At 55.1% G+C, this 24,741-nt stretch carries 21 protein-coding genes and 1 pseudogene; 9 read left to right on the forward strand and 13 right to left on the reverse strand.

Annotation, left to right across the window (positions count from 1 at the left end; translation table 11 throughout):
* Positions 1-373: 373 nt before the first annotated feature.
* Positions 374-1,330, forward strand: a complete 957-nt coding sequence (locus AC5RE1_RS09190; RefSeq protein ID WP_103633760.1) for a DUF418 domain-containing protein — start codon at positions 374-376, stop codon at positions 1,328-1,330.
* 2 nt (positions 1,331-1,332) lie between these two features.
* Positions 1,333-2,376, forward strand: a complete 1,044-nt coding sequence (locus AC5RE1_RS09195) for a trypsin-like serine protease (RefSeq protein WP_103633761.1) — start codon at positions 1,333-1,335, stop codon at positions 2,374-2,376.
* Between the two features lie 244 nt (positions 2,377-2,620).
* Here the strand turns inward: AC5RE1_RS09195 and AC5RE1_RS09200 are convergent, their stop codons facing one another.
* Positions 2,621-4,468: a phosphoenolpyruvate carboxykinase (GTP) gene (locus AC5RE1_RS09200; RefSeq protein ID WP_493938749.1), complete on the reverse strand. Its 1,848-nt coding sequence runs from the start codon at positions 4,466-4,468 to the stop codon at positions 2,621-2,623.
* Between the two features lie 241 nt (positions 4,469-4,709).
* Entirely contained in the window at positions 4,710-5,945 is a 1,236-nt protein-coding gene (locus AC5RE1_RS09205; RefSeq protein ID WP_006681046.1) for a DUF6688 domain-containing protein, read from the reverse strand.
* Between the two features lie 34 nt (positions 5,946-5,979).
* Here AC5RE1_RS09205 and AC5RE1_RS09210 point away from each other — a divergent pair, with 34 nt between their 5' ends.
* The 3 genes from AC5RE1_RS09210 to AC5RE1_RS09220 are packed head-to-tail and all read left to right on the forward strand — an operon-like array spanning position 5,980 to position 7,329.
* Positions 5,980-6,390 (forward strand): Eco57I restriction-modification methylase domain-containing protein, encoded by a 411-nt coding sequence (locus tag AC5RE1_RS09210; protein WP_040318541.1) that lies wholly within the window; start codon positions 5,980-5,982, stop codon positions 6,388-6,390.
* Between the two features lie 51 nt (positions 6,391-6,441).
* Positions 6,442-6,807, forward strand: coding sequence for a hypothetical protein (locus AC5RE1_RS09215; RefSeq protein ID WP_131367638.1), 366 nt, complete (start codon positions 6,442-6,444; stop codon positions 6,805-6,807).
* A 15-nt stretch (positions 6,808-6,822) separates the two neighbouring features.
* Complete coding sequence (locus AC5RE1_RS09220; RefSeq protein ID WP_006681049.1) at positions 6,823-7,329, forward strand: hypothetical protein; 507 nt, start codon at positions 6,823-6,825, stop codon at positions 7,327-7,329.
* A 452-nt stretch (positions 7,330-7,781) separates the two neighbouring features.
* Here AC5RE1_RS09220 and AC5RE1_RS09225 read toward each other — a convergent pair whose 3' ends face one another.
* From AC5RE1_RS09225 to AC5RE1_RS09275, 11 genes and pseudogenes are all read right to left on the reverse strand, one after another.
* On the reverse strand, positions 7,782-7,859 hold the full coding sequence (locus AC5RE1_RS09225) for an IS1/IS1595 family N-terminal zinc-binding domain-containing protein (protein WP_424133818.1): 78 nt from the start codon (positions 7,857-7,859) through the stop codon (positions 7,782-7,784).
* A 212-nt stretch (positions 7,860-8,071) separates the two neighbouring features.
* Positions 8,072-8,317, reverse strand: coding sequence for a preprotein translocase subunit SecG (gene secG / locus AC5RE1_RS09230; RefSeq protein ID WP_006681051.1), 246 nt, complete (start codon positions 8,315-8,317; stop codon positions 8,072-8,074).
* Positions 8,318-8,461: 144 nt separating this feature from the next.
* Positions 8,462-9,238 carry a triose-phosphate isomerase gene (gene tpiA, locus AC5RE1_RS09235; RefSeq protein WP_006681052.1) on the reverse strand — a complete coding sequence of 259 codons (777 nt, stop codon included), beginning with the start codon at positions 9,236-9,238 and terminating at the stop codon, positions 8,462-8,464.
* 3 nt (positions 9,239-9,241) lie between these two features.
* A complete protein-coding gene (locus AC5RE1_RS09240; RefSeq protein WP_006681053.1) occupies positions 9,242-10,432 on the reverse strand; it encodes a phosphoglycerate kinase in 1,191 nt (396 codons plus the stop codon).
* A gap of 124 nt (positions 10,433-10,556) precedes the next feature.
* On the reverse strand, positions 10,557-11,564 hold the full coding sequence (gap, locus tag AC5RE1_RS09245) for a type I glyceraldehyde-3-phosphate dehydrogenase (RefSeq protein WP_006681054.1): 1,008 nt from the start codon (positions 11,562-11,564) through the stop codon (positions 10,557-10,559).
* A 198-nt stretch (positions 11,565-11,762) separates the two neighbouring features.
* Positions 11,763-12,746, reverse strand: coding sequence for a DNA-binding protein WhiA (gene whiA / locus AC5RE1_RS09250; protein WP_006681055.1), 984 nt, complete (start codon positions 12,744-12,746; stop codon positions 11,763-11,765).
* 22 nt (positions 12,747-12,768) lie between these two features.
* The gene (locus AC5RE1_RS09255; RefSeq protein WP_103632615.1) at positions 12,769-13,773 is read right to left on the reverse strand and encodes a gluconeogenesis factor YvcK family protein; all 1,005 of its coding nucleotides are present in this window, start codon (positions 13,771-13,773) and stop codon (positions 12,769-12,771) included.
* A complete protein-coding gene (gene rapZ, locus AC5RE1_RS09260) occupies positions 13,774-14,721 on the reverse strand; it encodes an RNase adapter RapZ (RefSeq protein WP_006681057.1) in 948 nt (315 codons plus the stop codon).
* 19 nt (positions 14,722-14,740) lie between these two features.
* Positions 14,741-15,967, reverse strand: a complete 1,227-nt coding sequence (gene purT / locus AC5RE1_RS09265) for a formate-dependent phosphoribosylglycinamide formyltransferase (protein ID WP_103632614.1) — start codon at positions 15,965-15,967, stop codon at positions 14,741-14,743.
* A 114-nt stretch (positions 15,968-16,081) separates the two neighbouring features.
* The gene (gene uvrC, locus AC5RE1_RS09270; RefSeq protein ID WP_103632613.1) at positions 16,082-18,094 is read right to left on the reverse strand and encodes an excinuclease ABC subunit UvrC; all 2,013 of its coding nucleotides are present in this window, start codon (positions 18,092-18,094) and stop codon (positions 16,082-16,084) included.
* Between the two features lie 62 nt (positions 18,095-18,156).
* Positions 18,157-18,336: pseudogene (locus AC5RE1_RS09275) on the reverse strand (hypothetical protein); the annotation flags it as partial.
* A gap of 284 nt (positions 18,337-18,620) precedes the next feature.
* Between AC5RE1_RS09275 and glnA the strand changes: the two are divergent.
* The 4 genes from glnA to AC5RE1_RS09295 all read left to right on the forward strand — a co-directional run bounded on the left by glnA (position 18,621) and on the right by AC5RE1_RS09295 (position 24,715).
* Positions 18,621-20,045: a type I glutamate--ammonia ligase gene (gene glnA / locus AC5RE1_RS09280; protein ID WP_006681061.1), complete on the forward strand. Its 1,425-nt coding sequence runs from the start codon at positions 18,621-18,623 to the stop codon at positions 20,043-20,045.
* Between the two features lie 205 nt (positions 20,046-20,250).
* The gene (locus AC5RE1_RS09285) at positions 20,251-22,068 is read left to right on the forward strand and encodes an AMP-dependent synthetase/ligase (RefSeq protein ID WP_103632612.1); all 1,818 of its coding nucleotides are present in this window, start codon (positions 20,251-20,253) and stop codon (positions 22,066-22,068) included.
* Positions 22,065-23,984, forward strand: a complete 1,920-nt coding sequence (locus AC5RE1_RS09290; protein WP_103632611.1) for an AMP-dependent synthetase/ligase — start codon at positions 22,065-22,067, stop codon at positions 23,982-23,984. Before AC5RE1_RS09285 ends, AC5RE1_RS09290 begins: the two co-directional genes overlap by 4 nt.
* On the forward strand, positions 23,981-24,715 hold the full coding sequence (locus tag AC5RE1_RS09295; protein ID WP_103632610.1) for an SDR family oxidoreductase: 735 nt from the start codon (positions 23,981-23,983) through the stop codon (positions 24,713-24,715). The genes AC5RE1_RS09290 and AC5RE1_RS09295 overlap by 4 nt, the downstream gene beginning before the upstream one ends.
* Positions 24,716-24,741: the final 26 nt, after the last annotated feature.

Below are 24,741 nucleotides of genomic sequence, written 5' to 3' on the forward strand. Positions count from 1 at the left end.
CTGGGTGTCTAACCCGCATGAATGAAACCAACGGTTCGTATGCAGAACCTGAGGCGAAATCGTAAGCAAATCCATCACGGCATCACGCTTTCTTCCATGCCAAGATCAGCCTTGAATAGAAGCATCTTCTACACATTTTCATAAGATCAAAACTGAGTTGTGGATGGCAACCGCCTACTGGTGTCATGGAATCCCGCGTTCGATTTGCTATCGCAAACTGTCAAAATAAAATCCAGAAGACACTCAGAATTCTCTAAATATTTTGCCAGATTTGGCAGTTATTTATAGATAGTCATTTGTGACACGTCGGTTTTAGGGAGCATGTTTAACCAAAAGAACAGTTCTCTAAAGTATGAGTAAAGGAGAGAACTGAGTGTCTAAACCTTCACGAATCGTGGGGCTTGATGTAGCGCGCTCACTCGCGATCATCGGAATGATAGTTATCCACATGGCCTCGCTACTTTGGAGTACCAAAGTAATACTCTCTGGCCTACCCGCATCATTATTTGCCGTCATCGCCGGCGTGACGATGATGATTATTGGACGAAACTACACCAGCACCACTTTCTTGCGGCTGATAGCCCGAGGCGCTTTAATCATCCTCATCGGCCTGGCACTACTGCCCGTGGGTGGACAAATCCAAGTGGTCCTCATCGTAATGGGCCTGGTAATGATCCTAGTTTCCTGGATGCCCGCATTGGGAACGTGGTGGAGGCTCGCTCTATTTATTGCCACCACAATCGCCGCAACAATCGTGTACGCCCCCATCGAACTGCCACAGATTTATCCGCTATTGGCATGGATTGCATACTTCATCGGTGGCATGCTTCTTTTCGATGTGTACCTGCGCGGCCGACTACAGCGCACCCCCGATGCGAACAGCACCCCTCACACTCGACTGAGCTGGATCGTAACCGCTATCAGCGTTGTCATCGCTGGTATCGGAATCTACTTCCGATTTGACCCAAACATTCCCAGCTGGCTCAGCTTTACCGGTCACACCGGCGTCCTAGGCGAAGTTATCCTCGCCGTTGCCGTTGCAGCCGTAGTGATTCACCTGTGCCTGATTGTAGGAGACCACTCTCGAATCGTGGCCTATCCTTTCGCGGCCATGGGAACAATGTCGCTAACCATTTACATTCTGCACATTCTTACCGCTTTCTACTGGCAGCAAAACGTCGCGTTACATTCCACTGTGTCAGCAATCGGTTTCATCGTATTTTTCCTCATCGCAGCCAGCCTGTGGAAGAAGTTTGTAGGACAGGGTCCTGCTGAGAAACTCGTTGCCACCACGATCAAGGCCATTGTTCCTTCTCAGAAAGGGAATTAACCGTGAAAAAATCACTTTTTTCGGTCGCTGCCATTGTCAGCGCCACCCTGCTCATGACTGCCACTCCGGCTCTCGCACTCGAATATGGCGAGCCGGCGCCAGAAAATGCGGAAAGCAGTTCCGTTGCCGCGCTCAAAATGGGCAAAATCGGTAGCTTTGGTGACTGCACGGGCACACTCGTTGCCGACCAGTGGGTACTCACAGCCCGCCACTGTCTAGAGTCAGTCAACAATGAAGGCACCCAGGCACGCATCGCTGGAAAGGTCTACAACGCTGATTCCTGGGCTCTTTCGCCCACATCTGACGCGGGGTTACTTCACCTGACTGAGAAAGTGACTAACGCAACCCCCGCAAAAATCTCCCACGATATTCCAACCCCAGGGCAGACGGGAACTCTTTACGGTTGGAGTAGCAGCTCGTCAATGGCACGATCTGGACAGCTACCAATGGCCACAATGGTTGTCAAAGAGCTACTAGGTGGCGCGCCTTCCGGTTCTGACACGCCGAGTGCTCCCGAAACTCCTTCCGATTCCACGGCACCTACCGGTGCTGATGCGTCTACAGAGACTGCCCCGCCACAGGCTCCACAGTCAAAACCTGGAATGACAGAAACTGGCCAAACCGAGCCTCATCCTGAGGGGATGTCGGAAGGCCCAGCCGACAACTCCATACAGCCTAGGATCGAAACCTCTATCTTGGATGTGCAGTCAGTTTCTGGAGCTGGCATGCAGGGTGGTGACTCTGGTGGCCCGTTCTTTGTCGACGGAAAGCTTGCAGGACTTGCTACCGCCGCTGGAACTGCCAATGGGGATCCGGACCTTCCCTCCCCTAGTGCTGCAATCACCACCGTTGCAGGCACCGCCGAATGGATCGACAACATTACCTCTGGCCGCGACACCCAAAGCGTTCTCACTGCAGAAAACACTCCTGCACCACCAGAGAACATTCAAACCAGTAGCGATAACATTTGGGGCTACCTTGCGATCGCACTCGTAGGCCTTGCTGTGGGAGCAATCGGCTCACATATCCGCAATGCGCGCCAGTAAGGATTACTACTGGACTGTCGAGCGAATAGCATTTCACCCTTTGAAGCCGTCTCCCAGAAAACTGGGTGACGGCTTCAAACATTAGCTCTTTTACAGTCATGCGACCCGTATCTGCCCCCTTGCCTTCAGCAGACCCGTTAGTACAAAAGTGGCGGGTTAATCCCAACAGGAATTGTAGCTGCCCGTTGGAATTAACCCGCCTGGAGGAATTCCACCCGTCGCTAGTGCGAAACCGGGTGGCCGATTAGGCGTTAAACGCCTGCTCTATGCGCTCGTGCGCGGCCCAGATCTGCTCAGGTAGATTCTTGAACTGTGCAAGGTGTTCGCGGCGGTAGCTCATCTCCTTCTTCCACAGTTCGGCGTCGATGGAAAGAAGCTTATCCAGATCGGCGTCGTCACCTTCGAAACCATCAAGATTCAGCTCTTCCTTTTTCGGCAAAATACCTACTGGCGTTTGCACGCCCTCAGCGCGCCCTTCCTTAACATCTAGCAGCCAAAGCAGTGCCCGCAGGTTGTCGCGGTAGCCAGGCCAGAGGAAGTGACCGTCTTCCGGATCACGCTGGAACCAGTTCACGTGCGCAAAAATGGGCTGTTCCTTCGCGGAACCAATTATCTTCAACCAGTGGGCCGCATAGTCCCCTTCGGGGTAGGACATGAAGGGGCGCATCGACATCGGATCGTAACGCAGCACGCCCTCCTTGCCCTCGGCCGCGAAAGTAGCCTGGGCGCCCAGGGTCAAGCCGTCGTAAACGCCCTCGGTTAGGTCGGTGATTGCCCGGATAAGTGGCTCCCGGTCCTTTACTCGCCCGCCAAAGATGATGGCGTCGATTGGCACACCTTGCGGTTCTTCGTAGTCGGGGGCCACGTTGGGCACGTTAGCCAAAGACGTGGTGAAGCGGGAATTGGGGTGTGCCCACTCGTCGCCCTTGGCTGCGGAGCGCTGCCGATCGGCCGGGCGGTCGGAAATCTTTTCGCCCTTCCAATCCAGCCATCCGGTAACATCTTCGGGGTAATCCGGGGTCTTTCCTTCCCACCACAGCTCTTGGGTTTCGGGGTTGTAAGCGACGTTGGTGAAGAGCGTCTTAGAGCCTTCTTTGATGGCGTCCATGGCGGTGGGATTAGACTTCCAGTTGGTGTCCTTTGCCACGCCGAACGCGCCGTATTCGGGGTTCATGCCGTAAATCTTGCCGTCTTCGCCAACGTGCAGCCACACGATGTCATCGCCGTAGAAGTAAACTTCGTAGCGCTCGCCCAAGGCGTCCGGGGCTAGCATCATAGCGAGGTTGGTTTTACCGGAAGCTGAGGGGAAGCCGCCGCACACGTAGTAGGTGTGATCCTTGAGCTTATCCTTAATCCCGATCAGCATGAACTGTTCGGAAAGGAATTCCCCGGAAGCCCAGCCGTCGTAAGAAGCTTGGCGCAGACCGTGGGCGATCTTCCCAAGTAGCGCGTTGCCGCCGTAGGAGGAACCGAAGTGCAAAATTGTGCGTTCGTCGGCTACCGTGGCAAACAGACGCTTATCCTTATCGGTGCCCTGCCCCAAGTTCTCCAGGTCGCCGGTCACGTGCACTGCACGCACAAAATGTCCCGGATCTTCCAAATTGTTCAGGTGTTCTACACCAACCCGGGCCATGCGGATCATGTGAAGAACCACGGTGAGGTTGTCGGTAAGTTCCACCCCGCGAGCCCACTTTTCCAGCGGCGCTTTCGGCGGTGCCATCAGGTAGGGCACCACGTACATGGTTTTACCCCGGGAGGCGCCCTTCATGCTTTCCAGCTGCCGGGCAGTTACTTCCGTGGCGTCGTGCCAGTTGTTGTAGATTCCGGCTTCTTGCGGATTGTGGGTGGCGACGACGGTGCGTTCCTCGCTGCGCGCCGTGTCCTTGTAGTAGGAGCGGGAGTAGTAGAGTCCCTCGCCCGCAGGTGCGATCTCACCGGTGTCTAGGCCTTCGGCGATGAGCCGATCGTCATCCTTTGCGGAAATGACTTCAATGGCAGCGGGTTCGGTAATTCCAGCCCAGTACGCTACGTACTCAGTTACTGCAGGATTTTCCAGTCCGGCATCGCTGAGGATCTTGGCAATGTTATCCATATTCATCTCTCCTAAAATTTCGGGTATCCGAAAATTAAGTTCAGCATACCTGAATTTTTGAAGCGAATTTGGACTTATGTCCCGCCTGGCAGAAATCCCGCCTGGAAGAAATATGGTTTTACATCGGGATAATCCTGGGTCTGCTGAACCAACAGGAAGATCATAGAAAGCCAGTAACCGAAACCTGGCTCAATCCGTGCTCGGGTCTACGAAACACGGGCGTTAAAAGTGTACAGCTCCGTTAGGCCGTGTACTGGAGGGCTATGCGATCTTCCGGATGACGATCATTCAGATAGAGGACGGCCAGGAAGAACCACTCCGCTGGTTTCATCAAAAACCACACAGCATCAGCCGCCCACTGCGATCTGATCAGCTTGGCAATCGGGAAGCCATACGTGTCATATAAGCGTCGAATAACCCGATGGGTTCTGGGCACACGCTCTTCCAGCATCTGCTCAAACGCATTTGCCACAAGCAACTGGCGATTGACAACTACCGGCCGTCCATGACGCAATCCCATGCGAATCGGCTTTACCACCGTTCGGTGTCCGCCAGCCGCCACGGTGCACAGGTAGTGTTCGTCAAAATACACGTTTTGCGGGGCAACCTGCTGTGACAGGTTCCAATCACTGGTCTCTGTAAACGCCCTCACCACTAAGCTCGGCGATTGGCCAAACAAAGCTAGAATCCCGACCAGCACGGCAAGCAGCGGGAGCGCCGCTACAAACCCCAGAAGGGGCCAGCGTTTCGCATCAGCCACCATTGCATCCAGTGTGCTCAATATCGAGGAGCCATCAATGCGGCCTCGTCTGTCTTCATCAGCTTCGTAGGCTCGAACTTGGATCGCAACTATTTTCACCACAATCGCAAGAACAGCCAGCAAAGGTAGAACTAACAGCGCGTCTAGGCGCTTTTCAAAGGTGGTGATCTGAATAGTCCACGCCAGGCCGAACGCGACGCCCAAGTAGAGCCCCGCAATCGCAATCACAACTACGAGGGGCGGCAACTGCTTGGCCTCGTTGAAGCGCAAAATGAGGAACCCGAATACGAACAGTAACGAGATGAACAGCACGTGTGGCCATGCCCGCGTGTAAATCGGCGCATGAGTTTGATAGTTTGCCAGCTGAACGTGCCAGTCCGCAGTAGGCACAACCTCTTTGAAGAACCCTAGGTATCCGAACTCATAAACCGCTAAGACACACAGGGTCCAAACGTCCAGGCCTGCATCGAGAACCGGCAGGTCCTTACCACTCCCCGCTTTGGCCGCACGGATTATTTGGCTGACAGTCAGCGCTACTGGGTAACCGACCACGAGTGCGACGAGGGCTCCTCCAACCAGAATCTGCCCGAGAATCTGACTTGCGCCTGAAGGAGGTTGGGATACGAGGGAGGCAATCGCTCCGGTGATTCCGATCAACAGAGCCAAAACGATTCGCGAAAAAGAGGGGTGCTTGCTGGCGTAGCGGTACAGCTTCACTTGTCCTCCTCTCCTGCAAAACACGATAGCTCGTGTGCGGCACAGGTGGGTTTTTGGTTACGGCGATGACACACGTTTCGGATACTTTGACGTGATTGTGACGAATCCACCTTTTGGCAGCAAGATCCCCATTAAGGATAAAGCCATTCTGGAGCAGTTTGAGCTGGCTCATATCTGGCAGCAGGATAAGAAAAATAACATTTGGACGATGGCCGAACGCCTGCAATCATCTGTTCCTCCGGAGATATTATTCATCGAGCGCTGCACACAGTTCTTAAAGTCGGGCGGTCGCATGGGTATCGTGTTGCCGGATTCTATCCTCGGCTCTCCCGGACTTGGATATATCCGAGAATGGCTAATCCAAAATCATCGCATCATTGCCAGCATTGATTTGCATGCGGATACCTTCCAACCGCGAAACGGAACGCAGACCTCTGTTCTTTGAAGGGACCAGCTTTTTGAACAAGCCGGACTTCTATCAAAAATGCTGGAGCATGTGTTTCTGAGCAAACAAAAGAAGGCGCGGCAAGATCCAAAACCGCTGATCGATAAGGTCGCCAAACGCTATGGGATCTATGCGAACATGCTGGTTGATACGCTTGTTACGATGGACAAGCAGAGTATCAAAAATATTGTTTATGATTGCGGACATATCCGCTTGCCACATTTATCGGAGGATACGCAACAAGATACCATCTTTTCTTATGGGGATAAGGATCCGAATGTCGGACACGCAAGAAGAAGCATCAAGAAACATTATCCCAAGGCAAAATTAAAAATCTGGCAAGGCTATGGACACTGCGAAGAAATGACACAAAACACAGAGGCCTATATGGCTTTTGTAAAAGGATGTATGGATTAAGGAGAATATGGGTTTATGGATACCCTTCGAGCAATACTGGATGGGGTAGCTATCGCTGCTATTTTTAACGGTGCAGTCGCAAGTTTGGTGCTTATAAATCCAAGATGGTTTTTTGACTCTTATCCTAAAGCCATTCAAAAGGCAGCTCCTTTACCCATGACAAAGCAAGAGAAAAAAATAAATCTCATATTAAGCATCGCTCTCACCGGGATGTGTTTTGTTTATTCAGTTGTAAGCCTTTTGCATTCAAAAACTTTTGGTTTTTGGAATTTATTTTGGATGAGCTATATTCACTGGAGCATCTTAAATGCAGGAGATTTTTTGCTGCTAGATTGCCTGTTATTTCAAGGTAAATATAAGGAAAAAATTGTTATTCCCGGCACAGAGGGCCACAAGGACTATAAATTTAAGAATTGGATGAAGCACTTGGCTCTTGCGGAGCATTTTTTGTTCGTGCCATTTTTATTGATACCAATCGTAGCTGTCGTTCAGGCGTTCGTTGTTGAATTTTTGGCAAGTTGATGAGCAATCTGAACCTTTTAACGATTACTGACACTTTTTAACGATTGCTCTCCGAGGGTACGAAAATCGGAAACAGGCATGATGGAAAGAGAGATATATAAAAGCAAAAAATCATACAAAAACTGCCACGAATGCGGGGTGTGACCGATGTAGTCTTCGACTTGGCCGAAGCGCTCTCCCCCAGCTTCCCACTCGCAACGGAATTGCTCAATTTCTCAGTAGTCGCAACCAATGAAGTTCCACCACATAACGACGCTCTCTTTGAAGAGTTCGCCACCGACAAAGAACACTCGCGCGGTGGGCATCCCGGTATTCGCGATACGGAGTTGGGTCTTGCCGACGCCCGTGTACACAAGGTGTGTGGGCTCGACGTTGATGCCGTCTGCCGAACAACGCACCGTTTTCGTATGAACAGATGCTCGAAATCGACCTTGATCCAGCTTCACCGGGTATCAGCGCTGAAGACCAGCAGGCGTTTTCCCGTTACGTACCGTTGAACCCCCACAAACAGGGCATGCCACATTAGCCATGGATCAACCATGACCCACACCGACCTGCCTAGCCGAACCTCTATAACCAAACCCCTGCTCAAACAAACCCACCCACGCCGCCAACCGGTCATCAGTCAACTGAGAACCCGAATGCATACAAATCCCCCGGAAGAAAAACTGAATAAATCAGTCCAACTTCCGGGGGACAGATCACGCGCGGTTGGAGCCCAAACTTTCGAAAGACTAACGGGTCAGAAAACCCACTTTTGCATCAGACCGTAGGCAACGATGCACACGACCCACACGATCAAAATGCCGAGGGTGATTCGGTTCAGGTTACGCTCTGCAACACCGGATGAACCGGCGGTAGACGAAATGCCACCACCGAACATATCGGAGATACCGCCACCCTTGCCCTTGTGCATAAGGACCGTGAGGGTCAGCAAAAGGCTGGTCAGCACGATGAGGACGAGCAGGGTAATTTTGAGTGCGGTCACTGTTGAATCCGATTCTTGAATAGGCGATACACGCGTAAGCGCATCGCTGAAACGTAACTGTCGCTAGTCTAGCGGGTTAAAGCCCGAGGGAGCCAACCGGCAAGCCGGTTGACTCCCCCTTCAGAGCCAATTGTTAAGAATTGCTCAGGCGTAGAAGCGTGCCATCTCGGCGAAGGAATCAGCCTTCAGCGATGCGCCACCGATGAGTGCACCATCGATGTCGGGCTGAGCCATGAGTTCCTTGATGTTGCCCGGCTTTGCCGAACCACCGTAGAGAACGCGAGTTGCTTCAGCGGTGTCTGCACCGAAGTCTTCAGCCAGTGCTGCACGGATTGCACCGCAGACTTCCTGTGCATCTTCGCTGGTCGCGGTTTCGCCAGTGCCGATTGCCCAGATGGGTTCGTAGGCGATGACGATCTTGGCGACGTCTTCAGCGGACCAGCCAGCGAGTGCTGCGCGGATCTGGCCGAGGACGAACTCAACGTGGGTGCCGGCCTTGCGGATTTCAAGGGCTTCACCGCAGCAGAGGATCGGAGTCATGCCTGCGTCGAGGGTCTTCCGTGCCTTCGCACCAACGAGTTCGTCGGATTCGTTGTGGTACTCACGACGCTCCGAGTGGCCCATGACGACGTACGTACAGCCGAGCTTGTCGAGCATAGCGGTGGAGATTTCACCGGTGTATGCACCGTTGTCGTGGATGGAAACGTCCTGTGCACCGTACTTGATGCCGAGTTCATCGGCGTCAACGATAGTCTGAACGGTACGGATGTCAGTGAACGGAGGAATAACCAGGACCTCACACTTGGAGTAGTCGTGGTTGTGATCCTTCAGTTCCATTGCCAGGCCCTGGACAAGGTGATTGGCCTCGAGGTGATCGAGGTTCATCTTCCAGTTGCCGGCCATCAGCGGGGTACGTGTCATTTTTCAGTCCTCCAGAACTGCAATACCCGGCAGAACCTTGCCCTCGAGGAGTTCGAGGGAAGCGCCACCACCGGTGGAAATGTGGGAGAAGGTGGATTCGTCGAAGCCGAGGGTACGAACTGCAGCTGCAGAGTCGCCACCACCGATGACGGAGAACATATTGCCGTCAGACAGTGCCTGAGCAACTGCCTTGGTGCCTGCTGCAAATGCCGGGAATTCGAAGACGCCCATCGGGCCATTCCATGCGATGGTCTTCGCCGATGCAATTTTTTCGGCGAAGAGCTTCTGCGATTCAACGCCGATATCGAGGCCCATCTGGTCATCCGGAATAGCGTCGACAGCAACGTTGGTTGCCGGTGCGTCAGCTGCGAATTCGGGAGCAACGACGACGTCGACCGGGAGGATCAGTTCAACGCCACGCTCTGCTGCTTCGGCGATGTAGCCCTTCACGGTTTCGATCTGGTCTGCTTCGAGCAGGGACTTGCCGACCGAGTAGCCCTGAGCTGCAAGGAAGGTGAAGGCCATGCCGCCACCGATGAAGAGGCGGTCAGCCTTCTTCAGCAAGTTGGCGATAACACCGAGCTTGTCAGAAACCTTGGAACCGCCGAGGACGACACCGTAGGGACGCTCCGGGTTCTCAGTTGCCTTGCGCAGGGATTCGATTTCCTTCAGAACCAACAGGCCGGAAGCGGAAGGAACGAGCTTGGCGATGTCGTAGACGGAAGCCTGCTTGCGGTGCACAACACCGAAGCCATCGGAGACGAATGCGTCGCCGAGTTCTGCGTATGCCTTGGCCAGTTCTTCGCGTTCTTCGTCAACCTTGGAGGTCTCGCGTGCGTCGAAGCGGACGTTTTCGAGAAGAGCGATTTCGCCTTCTCCGAGAGCTGCAACGGTAGCCTTGGCGGATTCGCCAACAACGTCGCCTGCAAGGCTGACGGGGGCGTCGATGAGTTCGCCGAGACGAGCTGCGGCAGGTGCCAGCGAGAATGCCGGATCGACCTTGCCCTTCGGGCGACCGAGGTGAGCCATGATGATAACCTTGGCGCCAGCCTTGGTCAGCAGGTTCAGAGTCGGCAGTGCTGCGCGAATACGACCGTCATCGGTGATGACACCGTCCTTCAACGGAACGTTGAAGTCAGAACGAACCAGAACGCGCTTGCCACGCAGTTCGCCGAGAGTTTCGATGGTCCTCATAGAACCAACCTTTCATTAAAGGGGCGGAGTATCCGCCCGAAAATCGTGAGTACACAAGCGCCCGCACACCTCATAGGGGTGCGCGGGCGCAAGTGTTTGCTGCTCACAGCGTACGAGGTGCGATTCAGGCGAGCTTCGAGCCAACCAGAGCGGTCAGCTGGACGAGGCGGTTGGAGTAGCCCCACTCGTTGTCGTACCAGGACAGGACCTTGACGAGGTCGCCGATGACCTTGGTCTCGGATGCATCGAAGATCGAGGAGTGCGGATCGCCGACGATATCGGTGGAAACGATCGGATCTTCGGTGTACTCGAGGATGCCCTTGAGTTCGCCTTCAGCAGCAGCCTTGACTGCAGCGTTGAGGGATTCAACGGTGACGGGCTTCTCTGCCTGGAAGGTAAGGTCGGTGAGGGAGCCGGTCGGGGTGGGAACGCGGACTGCGAGGCCGTCGAACTTGCCTGCGAGCTCCGGGAGAACCAGAGCAACAGCCTGTGCCGCACCGGTCTTGGTCGGGATCATGTTCAGTGCTGCTGCACGTGCACGACGGAGGTCCGAGTGCGGTGCGTCAAGGACGCGCTGATCGCCGGTGTAGGAGTGGATGGTGGTCATGATGCCACGAACGATGCCGAACTCCTGGTGGAGAACCTTGGCCAGCGGTGCGAGGCAGTTGGTGGTGCACGAAGCGTTCGAAACGATGTTCATCGTTGCGTTGTCGTAATCCTCGTGGTTCACGCCCATAACGAAGGTGCCGTCAACATTCTTCGCCGGAGCGGAGATAACGACCTTCTTGGCGCCAGCTTCGATGTGAGCTACAGCCTTGGTGCCATCGGTGAAGAAGCCGGTGGACTCGACAACGACCTCAACGCCGAGCTCGCCCCAGGGGAGGTCGGCCGGGTTGCGCTGTGCGAGGACCTTGATGGCCTTGCCGTTCACGATAATGGAGGACTCGTCGTAGGAAACTTCACCATTGAAACGACCGAGAATCGAGTCGTACTTGAGAAGGTGAGCGAGAGTCTTGGTGTCGGTGAGGTCGTTCACTGCAACGATCTCGATGTCCGCGCCCTGCTCGAGTGCTGCGCGGAAGAAGTTGCGTCCAATACGGCCAAAGCCATTGATGCCAACGCGGGTGGTCACTATTGTCCTCCTGCTCATGCCCTGCACGGGCACGTTTTCGAATGTGCAACCGGTATCCGCACGGTGCGAATCCGGCCCGCAGTTATCTGCGGTTCTAGCAAGACCCAATTTACACCCCACGGTGGTCTACGGCACCTTCAGTGAACGAACCCCTACGTGGCAATAATAACGTTCGTGGCTTGAGGTGGACTAAAGTCCTCAGTCGTCCTCGAGCATTTCGATCGTGAGTGCAGCTTCCGTATCCGGAATCCCGCGATCGTGAGCAACCTTGTCAGCCATGGCCAGCAGGCGACGAATACGACCGGCAACAGCATCTTTCGTCAACGGCGGATCCGTGTGCTTTCCCAGTTCCTCCAAGGACGCCTGCTTGTACTTCAGACGCAGAGTTCCCGCTTCAAGAAGATGAGGCGGAATGTCGTCGCCAAGGATTTCGAAGGCACGTTCTAGTCGGGCTCCCGCGGCTACAGCAGCACGCGCAGAACGACGCAGGTTTGCGTCATCAAAGTTCGCCAGACGATTCGCCGATCCGCGGGCTTCGCGCTTCTCTCGACGGTCCTGCCACGTCTTCTGAGTAGAGGAGGCACCCATCTTGCCAATCAGTTGTCCGATGGCCTCTGAATCGCGGACAGAGACGCGGTCCGTTCCTCGTACTTCTTTCGAACGTGCAGCGGCGCCCAACTTTCGCGCACATCCGACCATAGCGAGCGCAACCTCAGGTCCCGGGCATGTCACTTCCAGCGAAGTCGAGCGCCCGGGCTCCATCAGCGACCCCCGCGCAAGGAACGCTCCACGCCAGACCGCGGCCGCTTCACCGTTCCCCGACGCTACTAAGGTGGCGGGGAGACCGCGTACTGGCCGGCGAAGAGAATCGACAAGACCGGTCATACGAGCAAGCTCGTCAGCCTTATGCACAACGCGAACAACAAAACGCTTACCGCGACGCAGCGAACCACCTGAAACAACGACAACCGTTGATTCAGCGTTGTAGAGCGTCTGCAAAAACAGGCGAAGACGGAGCGCCGCTGCGGGGGTATCCAGTTCTGCTTCGATCAGAATGTGGCCGGAAACAAGGTGCAGTCCACCAGCGAACCGCAGAATCGCAGCGGTTTCAGCAGCCATCTCAGACTGAGTTTGTGGCGCAACGCGCGCAAGTTCGTCTTTTAAATCAGTAGTTAGTGACACGTTCATTTCCTCAGATGTCGCTTCAGGGCAACCAAGTCTCAGTTTTGCCGACTTCTCCAAGGAAGCCGTCAAACGCATCCCTCAGCGCTGCGGCAAGGCGGAGCGGGTCGTGGTGCGGTTGCCCATCACCGGTACGAACCTGTCGAAGTAGCACGCGAGCGCCCACCCCCTCTGAAGCAACAATAAGGTCGTCGACATCATCGATGGCGGTTGGATCGGCAATAATCACATCCAGTTTGAAATCTGGAGCATAGTCGCGGATCACGCGAACATGATCGGCAGTGGTCATACGATCTGTCTCGCCACGCTGGCGCGATAGGTTCAAGATCAACGCACGGTGGGCATCAGTCGTCACAAGTGCACGGTGAACGTCTGGCACCAACACATGCGGAATCACGGACGTGTACCACGAGCCAGGACCAAGCAAAACCCAATCCGCCTGTTCGATCGCCGTCCCAACTTCTGCTGGAACACGCGGGCTTTTGGGAAGAAGACGAATATGTTCGACAGTTCCTGGTGCAACCGCCACCTTCGACTGTCCCGAAACCGTGTACTTACGTCCGTCATCATCCATGTCCGCTTCGATCTGGAGAGGATCGATGGACATTGGAAGCACACGGCCGCTCGCACCAAGAAGGCGCCCAACCCAATCAAGACCCTCAACCGGGTCGTCAAGCAACTGCCACAAGCCGGAGATCAAAAGGTTACCTAAAGCGTGCCCATTCAACGGCCCGGTTGTTTCAAGACGCGTTTGCAGGACATCGCGCCACGTCAGACCCCACTCGGTTTCTTCGCAGAGAGAAGCAAGAGCCATGCGAAGATCACCGGGTGGCAGGATCTCCATCTCTTGACGCAGACGACCTGATGATCCCCCATCATCGGCGACGGTAACTACCGCAGTCAGCGATCGCGTGATGTGACAAAGAGCGCGCAGAGTGACGGAAAGACCGTGGCCACCACCGAGAGCGACAACGGAAGGACCGGTTTCTCCGCGTAGTGTCCAACCTGCTGCATCGACGTATGACATTTACTCTCTCCCGAGGTCACGGTGGTGGACTCGGACAGGATAGCCGTTTTCACGAAGCCTGTTGGCAATCAGTTCCGCACATGCGACCGAGCGATGCTGACCGCCGGTACATCCCACGGCAATTGTTGCGAATGGTTTGAGCTCACTAATGTAGCCCTGAAGCATGGGGGCAAGCAGGTCCGCATATGACACAACGAACTGTCGAGCTCCGGGCTGATCCAGCACATAATCCGCAACCGGCTTATCGCGACCGGTCAGATGACGGAGTTCATCCACCCAGTACGGGTTCTTCAAGAAACGCACGTCAAGCACATGATCAGCGTCAATCGGGATTCCTCGTTTGAAGCCGAAAGATTCAACTGTGATTTGGAGCGGACGATCGCCCTCTCCCGCAACGACATCGCGGATATGACGCGTCAGGTCATGGACGGACATATTCGACGTGTCAATCACTTCATCTGCGATGCGACGAACGGGAGCAAGCATGCGTCGTTCGGCTTCAATGCCGTCCAGGATTGTCTTCTGCCCCTGCAACGGGTGTGGGCGACGGTTGGACTCGTAGCGTTTCACCAGAGTGCGTTCGTCTGCCTCGAGGAAGATAACCCGGTAGGCGACACCCATTTCTCTCATTTGATCCAGCGTCTTCGTCAGATCGGCAAAGAATGTGCGTGAGCGTACGTCAACGATTGCTGCCAGACGGTGGACGCCTCCGCCTGCCGGTGACATCATGCCAACCAACGCGGGCAACATTGAAGGTGGCAGGTTATCAACGACGTACCAGTCGAGGTCTTCAAGCGCTCTGCCTGCCCCGGTACGTCCAGCGCCAGATGCACCGGTGATGATGAGGACCTCGTTCGATGCTATGGGGGCAACGACCGGGCTGTTCATGTCAAGCAACGGGATGCCTGCAGGTACGGTTGGCGGGTTGTTATCGAGTTCGTCAGTCATGGTGTAACTATCGCACTTTTCAATTGTTTTCGCCGGGTAGCGACGTTGCTTCAACAAGCGTGATAGCGTCGGCTCCTCGATTTGCGCGCTCGCGTGCCAGGTCGCTGCTGGCACCGCTTGCCAGAACAACGCCGACTCGACGACCGGCTCGTGTGACGGGCTTGCCGAATATTCTGACTCCATCGGCCTTGGACAAGGCTTCGGCGACGCCTAGGTATTCGGGGTGTTTGAGGGGTTTTGTTGATTTGATGACTGCAGATGCACCCGGTGTGCGTAGCGTCGTATCGATGGGCAGGCCGAGGATTGCGCGGACGTGAAGCTCGAACTCAGACTGTGCTTGGGACACCATAGTGGTCATGCCAGTATCGTGCGGGCGTGGGGATAATTCGGAGAACCAGACGTCGTCGCCCTTGATGAAGAACTCGACGCCAAAGAGGCCGAGAGCAGGCGATGCTCCGTTGGATGCCAATGCGTCTGTTACGAGCTTCGCCATGGCCTGGCAGCGCTCAAGCGCCAGTGGCGAAATCGCTGCCGGTTGCCACGATTCAACATAGTCACCGTTGACCTGTCGGTGTCCGATGGGACTGCAGTAGGACGTTTCGACCGATTCGCCATTCCACCAGCGGACGGTCAGAAGCGTGATTTCGCAGTCGAACCGTACTTCTTCTTCGACGATAACTTCACCAGTTTGAGAGCGGGCGCCTTCCTGAGCCGCATTCCAGGCCTCATTAACCTGTTCCTCGGAGGTAATGCGGGACTGTCCGTGGCCAGACGATGACATTGTTGGTTTGATGAAAGCAGGCAGGCCGGTGTGATTCAGTGCCTCGCGAATATCATCGGCGCTTGAAGCAAAGCGGAACTGAGAAGTGACAACACCATCGAGGCTCGCAGCAAGGCCACGAATGCGATTGCGATCCATCGTTGCTTGGACGGCAAATGCGTTGGGCACGATACGCGTGTCCTGATGCGTTGCTTCAAACTTTGCCAGTGCGTCAGTGGCGATTGCTTCAACTTCGGGGACAACAAGGTCTGGTTTCACCCGGTCGAGCAACGCGAAAAGCTCGTCATCATCCGACATATCGAGAACCGCGTACTCGTCGGCGACCTGCATCGCGGGAGCTACCGGGTAGACATCTACAGCAATCACGTATACGCCGTAGCGTTTCAGACAGATTGTGACTTCTTTTCCTAGTTCTCCGCTACCCAGCAACAAAACGCGACACGGAAGATGAAACGCCGGCGTCATAGTGTGCTCCCCGTTGGTGAATTGAGTTTTCTTCAGGTTAGTGGACCAAAGCGCGCGTGTGCGGGTGTGCTCACGTTTGACTCGGGCGACTGAACGAAAGTATCACGAGGCCGATCAGGCGTGTTCGGACTGTGGATTCAGTGCTTCGAGGATCGATTGAGCAAGCACTGAGCCAATGCCGGGCACCGAAGCTACTTCGTCGACGCTTGCTTCGCGAAGCTTTTTCACTGATCCGAATCGCGTGAGTAGCGCTGATTGCCGCGCGGGGCCGACGCCTTCAATGGCGTCAAGGGCGGACCTCGTTAGTGCTTTCGTTCGACGCTTACGGTGCTTCGTAATTGCGAATCGGTGGGATTCATCGCGCAGGTACTGCAGCAAGTGGAGGGCAGACGAGCCGCGCGGGAAGATCATTGGAAATTCGTCGCCGGGAATCCAGACTTCTTCAAGACGCTTAGCCAATCCCACAAGAGGAATGTCGACGCCAAGATCATCGAGTGCAGTACGCGCTGCATTCACCTGAGGCAGACCACCGTCGACGACCACAAGGTCGGGCCGATAAGAAAACCTGCGTGGCTTTCCTGTGAGTGAATCAATCGGACCGGACTCGAAGGCGACGCCCTCATCGTCTTCACCGGCAACCCCTGCTTCTTCTGCAAGCAGACGGGAGAAACGCCTGCGCAGAACCTCGTCCATCGCGGACGTATCATCGGGGGTACCGTTGCCATCTGTGCCTCGAATATTGAATGTCCGATAAGCGTCTTTACGCGGAGCGCCGTCTTCGAAGACGACCATGGAACCGACCTGGTGGGTACCCATGGTGTGCGAGATGTCGTAGCACTCAATGCGCAACGGGGCAGCATCCAGTCCGAGGTTTTCAGCCAGTTCTTCAAGTGCTTGGGAACGAACAGTCAGATCGCCTGCTCGCTTGGTCTGATGGAGTTCCAGCGCTTGGCGAGCGTTCTCACGCACCGTTTCCATCAGCTGGGCTTTCGGACCGCGCGAGGGCACGTGAATGCGCACGGACGCCCCTCGCACTTCACTCAGCCAGGACGCAATCATTTGCTTGTTGTCCGGCTCGATCGAGACGAAAACTTCGTGCGGAATCGCCGACGTTGGAGTGTGTGCGATGTCGTCAACCGACTTCTTTTTGACCTTCTCGCGCCTTGTCGGGGTGCTCGGATCAGAAGGAGGAAGCTGCGAGTAGACCTGTTCAAGCAAACGAGCCATCAAGACCTGCTCATCTGCACCATCGACGCGATCGATCACCCATCCTCGCGTGCCACGGATACGACCACCACGAACGAAGAAAACGTGGACAGCAGCATCGAGTTCATCAGCAACAAGCGCGAAGACATCAGCGTCTGTACCATCATCGAGGACAACAACGTTCTTTTCCAGAACGTTCTCAATCGCTTTCAGGTCGTCGCGGGTCTTCGCGGCAGTTTCAAAGTCAAGGTTCGCTGCGGATTCTTTCATCCGTTCTTTCAACTCACGGACAATGGGACCGGTCTTCCCCTCCATGAAATCGCAGTAATTCTGCGCAAGCTGACGATGATCTTCTTCGCTAATCGCACCGATACAGGGAGCAGAACACTTGTCGATATGCGCCAGAAGACAGGCTCGCTTTTGGGCTTTCGCACGCTGAAAAACTCCCGGGGTGCACGTACGCACGGGGTAGATACGTGAGAGCAAATCGATCGTTTCACGAATCGCCCACACCTGCGTATACGGGCCGTAGTAACGCGTTCCGGCACGTTTCGCCTGACGCGTGACATGAACGCGGGGGTATCTCTCCCCCATGGTCACAGCCAAGTAAGGATAGGACTTATCGTCCTTAAACATGACGTTGAACTGTGGATTAAACTCTTTGATCCACGTGAATTCAAGCGTCAGGGCTTCAATTTCGCTACGAACAACGGTCCATTGAACGTGCGTCGCCGTAAACACCATTTGGCGCGTACGAGGGTGAAGATTGCCTGGATCCTGGAAATAGTTCGTCAGACGATTACGAAGGTTCTTTGCTTTACCGACATAGATAACTCGACCGTCTTTATCGGAAAAACGATAGACGCCCGGTGACGAAGGAATATCACCGGTTTTCGGACGGTACGTTGACGGGTCGGCCACCTGAATAGTGTACGTACCTGGGTGCGCGTATGCCGACGCAGAAGATGATGATGGACAGCTGCAGTAGCCAGAAGTGACGGGATTGGCGCCATTTCAGCGTTTGTTTCACGGTCAGAAAGAACGAGGAATGAAACACCATCTTCGACCGGAACGTCTCGCCACGCCAGAACGCGCAGCCCCTCTTCACGAGCAATCGTTTCAACCGTTGCCACTGCACGCATCGTGTTTATTCGCCGGATCATAGAGACCACTGGCGCGTTGTTCACGCACTCGAGCACTCATGATGTCTTCTCGCGTCGAAAATGCATCTATTCCACAATTGCAAAGTAATAGTAAACACTTGTGGAAAGAACGGGCTCATCTTGGAGAATTCACGCCACAAACAGGACAAATGCGCCACATTTCGGACAATCTTTTTCGCGCATGAAACGCTATGTAATACCATCTATTGAGCGGTTGTTTGGCAAAGTTTTTACCAAACGTCTTGGCATCAACGCATTAATAACGTGCGATGGAAGGACACCTTATGTTCACCACCTCCGAAGAGGTTGTTTCGTTTATTACTGAACAGGACATTGAATTTGTTGATGTTCGCTTCTGCGACGTTCCCGGCGTCCAGCAGCACTTCACAATTCCTGCACAGGAGTTCATTGACGACGCCCTTGAGAATGGTTTGATGTTCGACGGATCGTCCGTGCGCGGTTTCACTGCTATTCACGAGTCTGACATGAAGCTCATCCCCGACATCACGTCAGCATTCGTCGACCCTTTCCGCGTCGCCAAGACTCTCGTCGTCAATTTCTCGATCGTTGACCCCTTCACCGACGAGCCCTTCTCTCGCGATCCTCGTCAGGTTGCAGCCAAGGCTGAGGCCTACCTACGTTCCACCGGTATCGCTGACGAATGCTTCATCGGCGCCGAAGCTGAGTTCTATCTCTTCAACGATGTCCGTTACGAGGTCAAGCCGAACTCAACGTTCTTCAAGGTTGACTCCCCCGAAGCATGGTGGAACACAGGCCGGCAAGAAGAAGGCGGCAACCGCGGATACAAGGTTGGCGTTAAGGGCGGCTACTTCCCTGTTTCACCCCAGGACCAGTACGCGGATATCCGCGATGAAATGGTTCGCAACCTTGCCGCAGTCGGCCTGAAGATTGAGCGCGCTCACCACGAGGTTGGTTCCGGTGGTCAGCAGGAAATCAACTACCGTTTCGCAACCCTGCAAAAGGCTGCGGACGACATGATGAAGTTCAAGTACGTCATCAAGAACACCGCTCTTGACTTTGACCACACGGCAACCTTCATGCCGAAGCCACTGTTCGGTGACAACGGTTCGGGTATGCACACCCACCTTTCGCTCTGGAAGAACGGCGAGCCGCTGTTCTACGACGAACGAGGCTACGGTTCACTCTCCGACACTGCTCGTTGGTTCATCGGAGGTCTGCTTGAACACGCTCCGGCACTGCTTGCTTTCACGAACCCGTCGGTCAATTCTTTCCGTCGCTTGGTTCCCGGCTTCGAAGCCCCGATTAACCTGGTGTACTCGGCGCGTAACCGCTCGGCATGTATCCGCATTCCTGTTACAGGTACGTCCCCGAAGGCGAAGCGCGTCGAATACCGTGTCCCGGACCCGTCGGCCAACCCGTACCTGTCTTTCGCGGCCTGCCTGATGGCCGGCATCGACGGCATCAAGCGTCGTATTGAGCCTGCTGCCCCAATCGATAAGGATCTCTACGAGCTTCCGCCGGCTGAATACCAGGACATCACGAAGCTCCCGAGCTCACTCGAAGCAGCCCTTGAGGCCCTGAGCAACGACCATGAGTTCCTCACTGAAGGCGACGTCTTCACCCAGGACCTCATCGACACATGGCTCGACTACAAGGAGGCGAACGAGGTCGCTCCTATGCGCGTGTACCCACACCCCTACGAGTATCACATGTACTTCGATCTCTGAGCCGAGTACTTGAGGGAGGCCCCGCTCATCCGTTTTCGGATCGGCGGGGCCTTTTGTCATACACATTGTCATACACACCACCGCGCGAATCGTGAGCAATCAAACGCCACCCAAAACCGGAGGGTCGCACACTAGTTGAAGGAGATGTAGGTAGGCTCAAGTTAATAAAAGAATTGAAATAAGTTCGCGACCACGGGAGGAATCCATGAAAAAGCTACGCGACGGCTCATTCACAGTGAAACCAAAGTTCAAGGTTGGGGCACACGAATCAGTATCCTCACTCTTGATTGCGCGTGCTCAGAAGCACCCCAAACAGGTCGCCGTCGAACAGCGCACTCCCGTTGGTCTTCCCCAACCGGTGACCGCCGAAGAGCTTCTTGCTCAAGTCAACGATGTGGCTCGCGGCTTGATCGGCCAGGGCATTCACCCCGGCGATGCCGTCGCGATCCTTTCATCAACCTCGTATGAATGGATGCTACTGGACTATGCCATCCTGTCTATCGGAGCTATCACCGTTCCCATTTACGAATCAGACTCTGCTGCTCAAATCGAACACATCCTGACCGACGCGAAGGTTATTCAGGTCTTCACCCAGACCAGCCAGCAGGCGGAACTTGTGGAAAGCGTCCGTACTCCCAACGTTCGCTTCATTGATTCCATTGACCGTGGCGCCATGCGCAATATCGCTACAGCTGCGCTCGGCATCGAGGCTTCAGAAGTTGAAGCACGCCGTATCAAAATCAAGAGCAGTGATCTGGCAACCATCATTTACACGTCGGGAACAACCGGCATGCCGAAGGGTGTCTGCCTGACTCACGCCAACTTTGTCGGCACAGCCTACGCAACTCGACAGGTACTCGGAGCGGTCATTGACTCCCCCGACACCCGCCTGCTTCTGTTCCTTCCCGTGGCACACGTACTCGCTCGCTTCGTCATGCACGTGGTGATCTCCGGCCAAGGAACACTCGGATTCTCCCCCGACATTAAGAACCTGCTTCCCGACATTGCCTCATTCAAGCCCTCCGTGTTGTTGGTTGTCCCGCGCGTCCTGGAAAAGGTCTACAACTCCGCAGCCGCGAAGGCCGGTAAGGGCATTAAAGGCAAGATTTTCTCCTGGTCCGCCAAGCAGGCAAGGTCGTGGGCAACTTCGAAAGAAAAGACGCTTGGCCCATCGCCGTTGAAGCGCGTGCGCCACTCGGTTGCTGACACTCTGGTTCTGAAGAAGATTCGTGAGATCCTGGGCCCGAACCTGAAGTACATCGTGTCCGGCGGAGCCCCGCTTGCATCGGATCTTGCACAGTTTTTCGGTGGCCTCGGCCTGAAGGTGCTGCAGGGCTACGGTCTTTCTGAAACGACCGGTCCCGCATGTGTCCAGCTACTGAATAACCACCCGTCTGGTTATGTCGGCCCCGTTCTGCCTGGTAATTACGTCAAGATCGCTGATGACGGCGAGATTCTTCTGAAAGGCGTTTCGGTGATGTCGGGGTACTACAATCTCTCCGACGCGACCGCAGACTCTTTTATTGACGGATGGTTCCGTACAGGTGACCTTGGCACCGTGGATAAGAACCTCGGAGTATCAATCACCGGCCGTAAGAAGGAATTGATCGTCACCGCCGGTGGAAAGAATGTTTCGCCCGAGGTCCTCGAAGAACAGCTGATCACCCACCCGCTGATCGCACATATTGTTGTCGTCGGTGATGCTCGCCCCTACATTGGCGCGCTGATCACCCTCGATTCCGATATGTTGCCCACATGGCTGAAGAATCACGGTCTCCCAATTGTGGACGCCGCACAGGCTGCGGATATGCCAGAAGTACGCGATTCCTTGGAGAAAGCAGTCACGCGTGCAAACAAAAGGGTGTCGCGTGCAGAGTCCATTCGGCGGTTGAGGATCATCGATCAGACGTTTACGGTGGAAAATGGATATATGACTCCGTCGCTGAAGCTTCGTCGCCATGCTGTGATCAAAGACTTCGCTCACGAGGTCGACGCACTCTACGCCGAAGGGCAAAAGAAATGACATTGATCCACGTTGACGCATCAACATGGGATAATCCTGCTACTCGCGTAGCCGATCCTGACTGGAACCTGCCCAAGATGATCCGACAGCGCGCAATTGACCACCCGAATCAAGTGGCGATTGAACGCCGAAACGGCGTTGGTCAGTGGCGTCCGATGACGATCAATGAGTTCGTTCGTCGTATCGACGATACGGCACGTGGCATGATCGGCCTTGGCCTGCAACCGGGCGCGCATCTTGCCATTCTTGCGCCCACGTCGTTCGAATGGGCGCTCATTGACCTCGCAGCGCTCAGCTGTGGCGCAGTCACGGTTCCGATCTATGAAACAGATTCTGCAGCACAGATCGAACACATCCTTGTCGACTCTGAAGTGACGATTGTTGTCACGGCAACAACGCAACAGGCAGACCTTGTCCGTTCGGTTGCACGCGATAACGTGACCATCATGTCGCTCGATAAAGGCGCCGAGCGCACAATTCTCGCTGCTGCTAAAGGCGTGAGGCTCGAACAGGTCAACGAACGCCTTGAGCTCCGTAAACTTCACGACGTTGCAACGATCATCTACACCTCGGGGACAACGGGTCGCCCAAAGGGCATTGAGCTGACGCACGGAAACTTCATTTCTTCTGCCATTCAGGCCTACGACTTCCTCCCGGACCTCATCAATTCTCCAAAGTCGCGCTCACTGCTCTTCCTGCCCGTCGCGCACTCTCTGGCACGCTTCGTCATGTACGCGTTGCTTGGCGGTCAGGGACGCGTCGCGTTCGTTCCGGATATGCGTAACCTGCTGACGGACATTTCGACCTTCAAGCCCACAATGCTCCTTGTCGTGCCTCGTGTTCTGGAGAAGGTGTACAACGCTGCAACCGCGAAGGCCGGTGGCGGTATCAAGGGCTCGCTTTTCTCATGGGCAGCAAACCAGGCGAAACAACTGTCGCATGCGACCGCATACACGAAGGCTCCTGAAATCGAACAGACCTCGGCCGTAGGCGCTCCGACCAGCCACACAACTCAGATTCCTTCAGCGTCTGCAGCCCCTTCTCCCGGTCCTTCCTTTGCGTTGAAGTCTCGCCTACGTGTTGCCGATGCTCTGGCTCTGCGCAAGGTGAAGTCAGTGCTTGGCCCGAACCTCCACACGATCATTTGCGGTGGCGCTCCCCTGGCAGCTGACCTTGCTCACTTCTACCGTGGCCTTGGTATTACCCTTCTGCAGGGCTACGGTCTGTCGGAGTCGACTGGGCCGATTGCCGTCGAATGGCCCTCGGACTTCCCGCCGGATTCGGTGGGCTTCCCCTGGCCGGGTAACACGATTCGTATCGATGACGACGGTGAGATCCTGATGAAGGGTGTCAGCGTCATGAAGGGCTATCACAACCTGCCGGAGGAAACTCAAGCCTCCTTCGTTGATGGCTGGTTCAAGTCCGGTGATTTGGGTGCTATCGACGAAACGGGCCACCTGCGTATTACGGGCCGTAAGAAGGAATTGATTGTCACCGCGGGTGGTAAGAATGTTTCGCCCGAGGTTTTGGAAGATTCCTTGCAAACACACCCGTTGATTTCGAGCGTGGTTGTTGTCGGTGATGCTCGCCCGTACATTGGAGCGCTCATCACCTTGGATGCTGAAATGCTCCCGATGTGGCTCGCATCGAAGGGACAGGATGTTGTAGATACGGCATCTGCTGCGAACCTTCCGGTCGTGCGTAAATCGCTCGAAAAGGCGATTGCTCGAGCGAATGAAAAGGTGTCGCGCGCAGAATCGATCCGCCGATATCGCATCGTCAACGCCGAATTCACAGTCGAGAACGGCTACATGACCCCGTCCCAGAAGCTGAAGCGCAACGTCGTTCTGCGCGACTTTGCCCACGAGGTCGATGCACTCTACTCCGACACAACTCAGAATGGAGACGCGCGATGACCGCTACAGTATCGTCCAATCGCCCAGTCGCTCTGGTCACCGGTGCCACTCGTGGCCTCGGACATGCGATTGCCGTTGAACTGGCGAAGACGCATCACGTCATCGTTGGCGGACGATCAGCCGAAGCAGTAGGTCGCGTGGTCGACGAGTTGGGTGATGCTTCCGCCTTTGTCGCCGATCTGACGAATGAGGACGAGGCCGCCCAAGCTCTTTCGGACGTGTTGGCCACAGTGGGGCGTCTCAATGTCCTCGTCAACAATGCTGGTGTTGGCAAGAAGGCGACGCTTGATCACACGACTCGCGACGATTGGCGCTGGGTCTTGGAAACCAACGTCATTGCTGCCGCTGACCTGACACGGATGTGTCTGCCGAAGCTACGCGAGAATTGCGGCACGGTCGTTGTCATCAACTCCGGTGCTGGTGTGCGCATCTATCCCTCTGATGCTGCGTACACGGTCTCGAAGTGGGCATTGCGTTCTTTCACCGATTGTCTGCGTGAAGCTGAACGTGGCCGGGTTCGCGTTGTCGCTATTCACCCTGGACGTATCGATACTGATATGCAGGTCGCTATGCAGGCTCAGGCTGGCAAGACCTACAACCCTGATGATCACATGCGTGCTTTTGATGTTGCGAAGACTGTGCGTCTTGCCGTCGATATGCCAGCCTCGACGAATGTCGACGAGCTACACATTCGAACGACCGAAGCGAAGAAAACCAACCCGTCTATCTGAGTTTCTTCGCTATGAAACCACTGTTA

This window comes from Actinotignum sp. usb-actsch-rep-73, from assembly GCF_059082735.1.

What these genes read in the sequence shown, in the direction of transcription:
- AC5RE1_RS09200 (WP_493938749.1), bottom strand. Translation starts at nt 4,468, where the DNA reads ATGGATAACATTGCCAAGATCCTCAGCGATGCCGGACTGGAAAATCCT.
- AC5RE1_RS09220 (WP_006681049.1), top strand. Translation starts at nt 6,823, where the DNA reads ATGGATACCCTTCGAGCAATACTGGATGGGGTAGCTATCGCTGCTATT.
- AC5RE1_RS09225 (WP_424133818.1), bottom strand. Translation starts at nt 7,859, where the DNA reads ATGGCTAATGTGGCATGCCCTGTTTGTGGGGGTTCAACGGTACGTAAC.
- tpiA (WP_006681052.1), bottom strand. Translation starts at nt 9,238, where the DNA reads ATGACACGTACCCCGCTGATGGCCGGCAACTGGAAGATGAACCTCGAT.
- AC5RE1_RS09240 (WP_006681053.1), bottom strand. Translation starts at nt 10,432, where the DNA reads ATGAGGACCATCGAAACTCTCGGCGAACTGCGTGGCAAGCGCGTTCTG.
- AC5RE1_RS09255 (WP_103632615.1), bottom strand. Translation starts at nt 13,773, where the DNA reads ATGTCATACGTCGATGCAGCAGGTTGGACACTACGCGGAGAAACCGGT.
- rapZ (WP_006681057.1), bottom strand. Translation starts at nt 14,721, where the DNA reads ATGACTGACGAACTCGATAACAACCCGCCAACCGTACCTGCAGGCATC.
- purT (WP_103632614.1), bottom strand. Translation starts at nt 15,967, where the DNA reads ATGACGCCGGCGTTTCATCTTCCGTGTCGCGTTTTGTTGCTGGGTAGC.
- glnA (WP_006681061.1), top strand. Translation starts at nt 18,621, where the DNA reads ATGTTCACCACCTCCGAAGAGGTTGTTTCGTTTATTACTGAACAGGAC.
- AC5RE1_RS09285 (WP_103632612.1), top strand. Translation starts at nt 20,251, where the DNA reads ATGAAAAAGCTACGCGACGGCTCATTCACAGTGAAACCAAAGTTCAAG.
- AC5RE1_RS09290 (WP_103632611.1), top strand. Translation starts at nt 22,065, where the DNA reads ATGACATTGATCCACGTTGACGCATCAACATGGGATAATCCTGCTACT.
- AC5RE1_RS09295 (WP_103632610.1), top strand. Translation starts at nt 23,981, where the DNA reads ATGACCGCTACAGTATCGTCCAATCGCCCAGTCGCTCTGGTCACCGGT.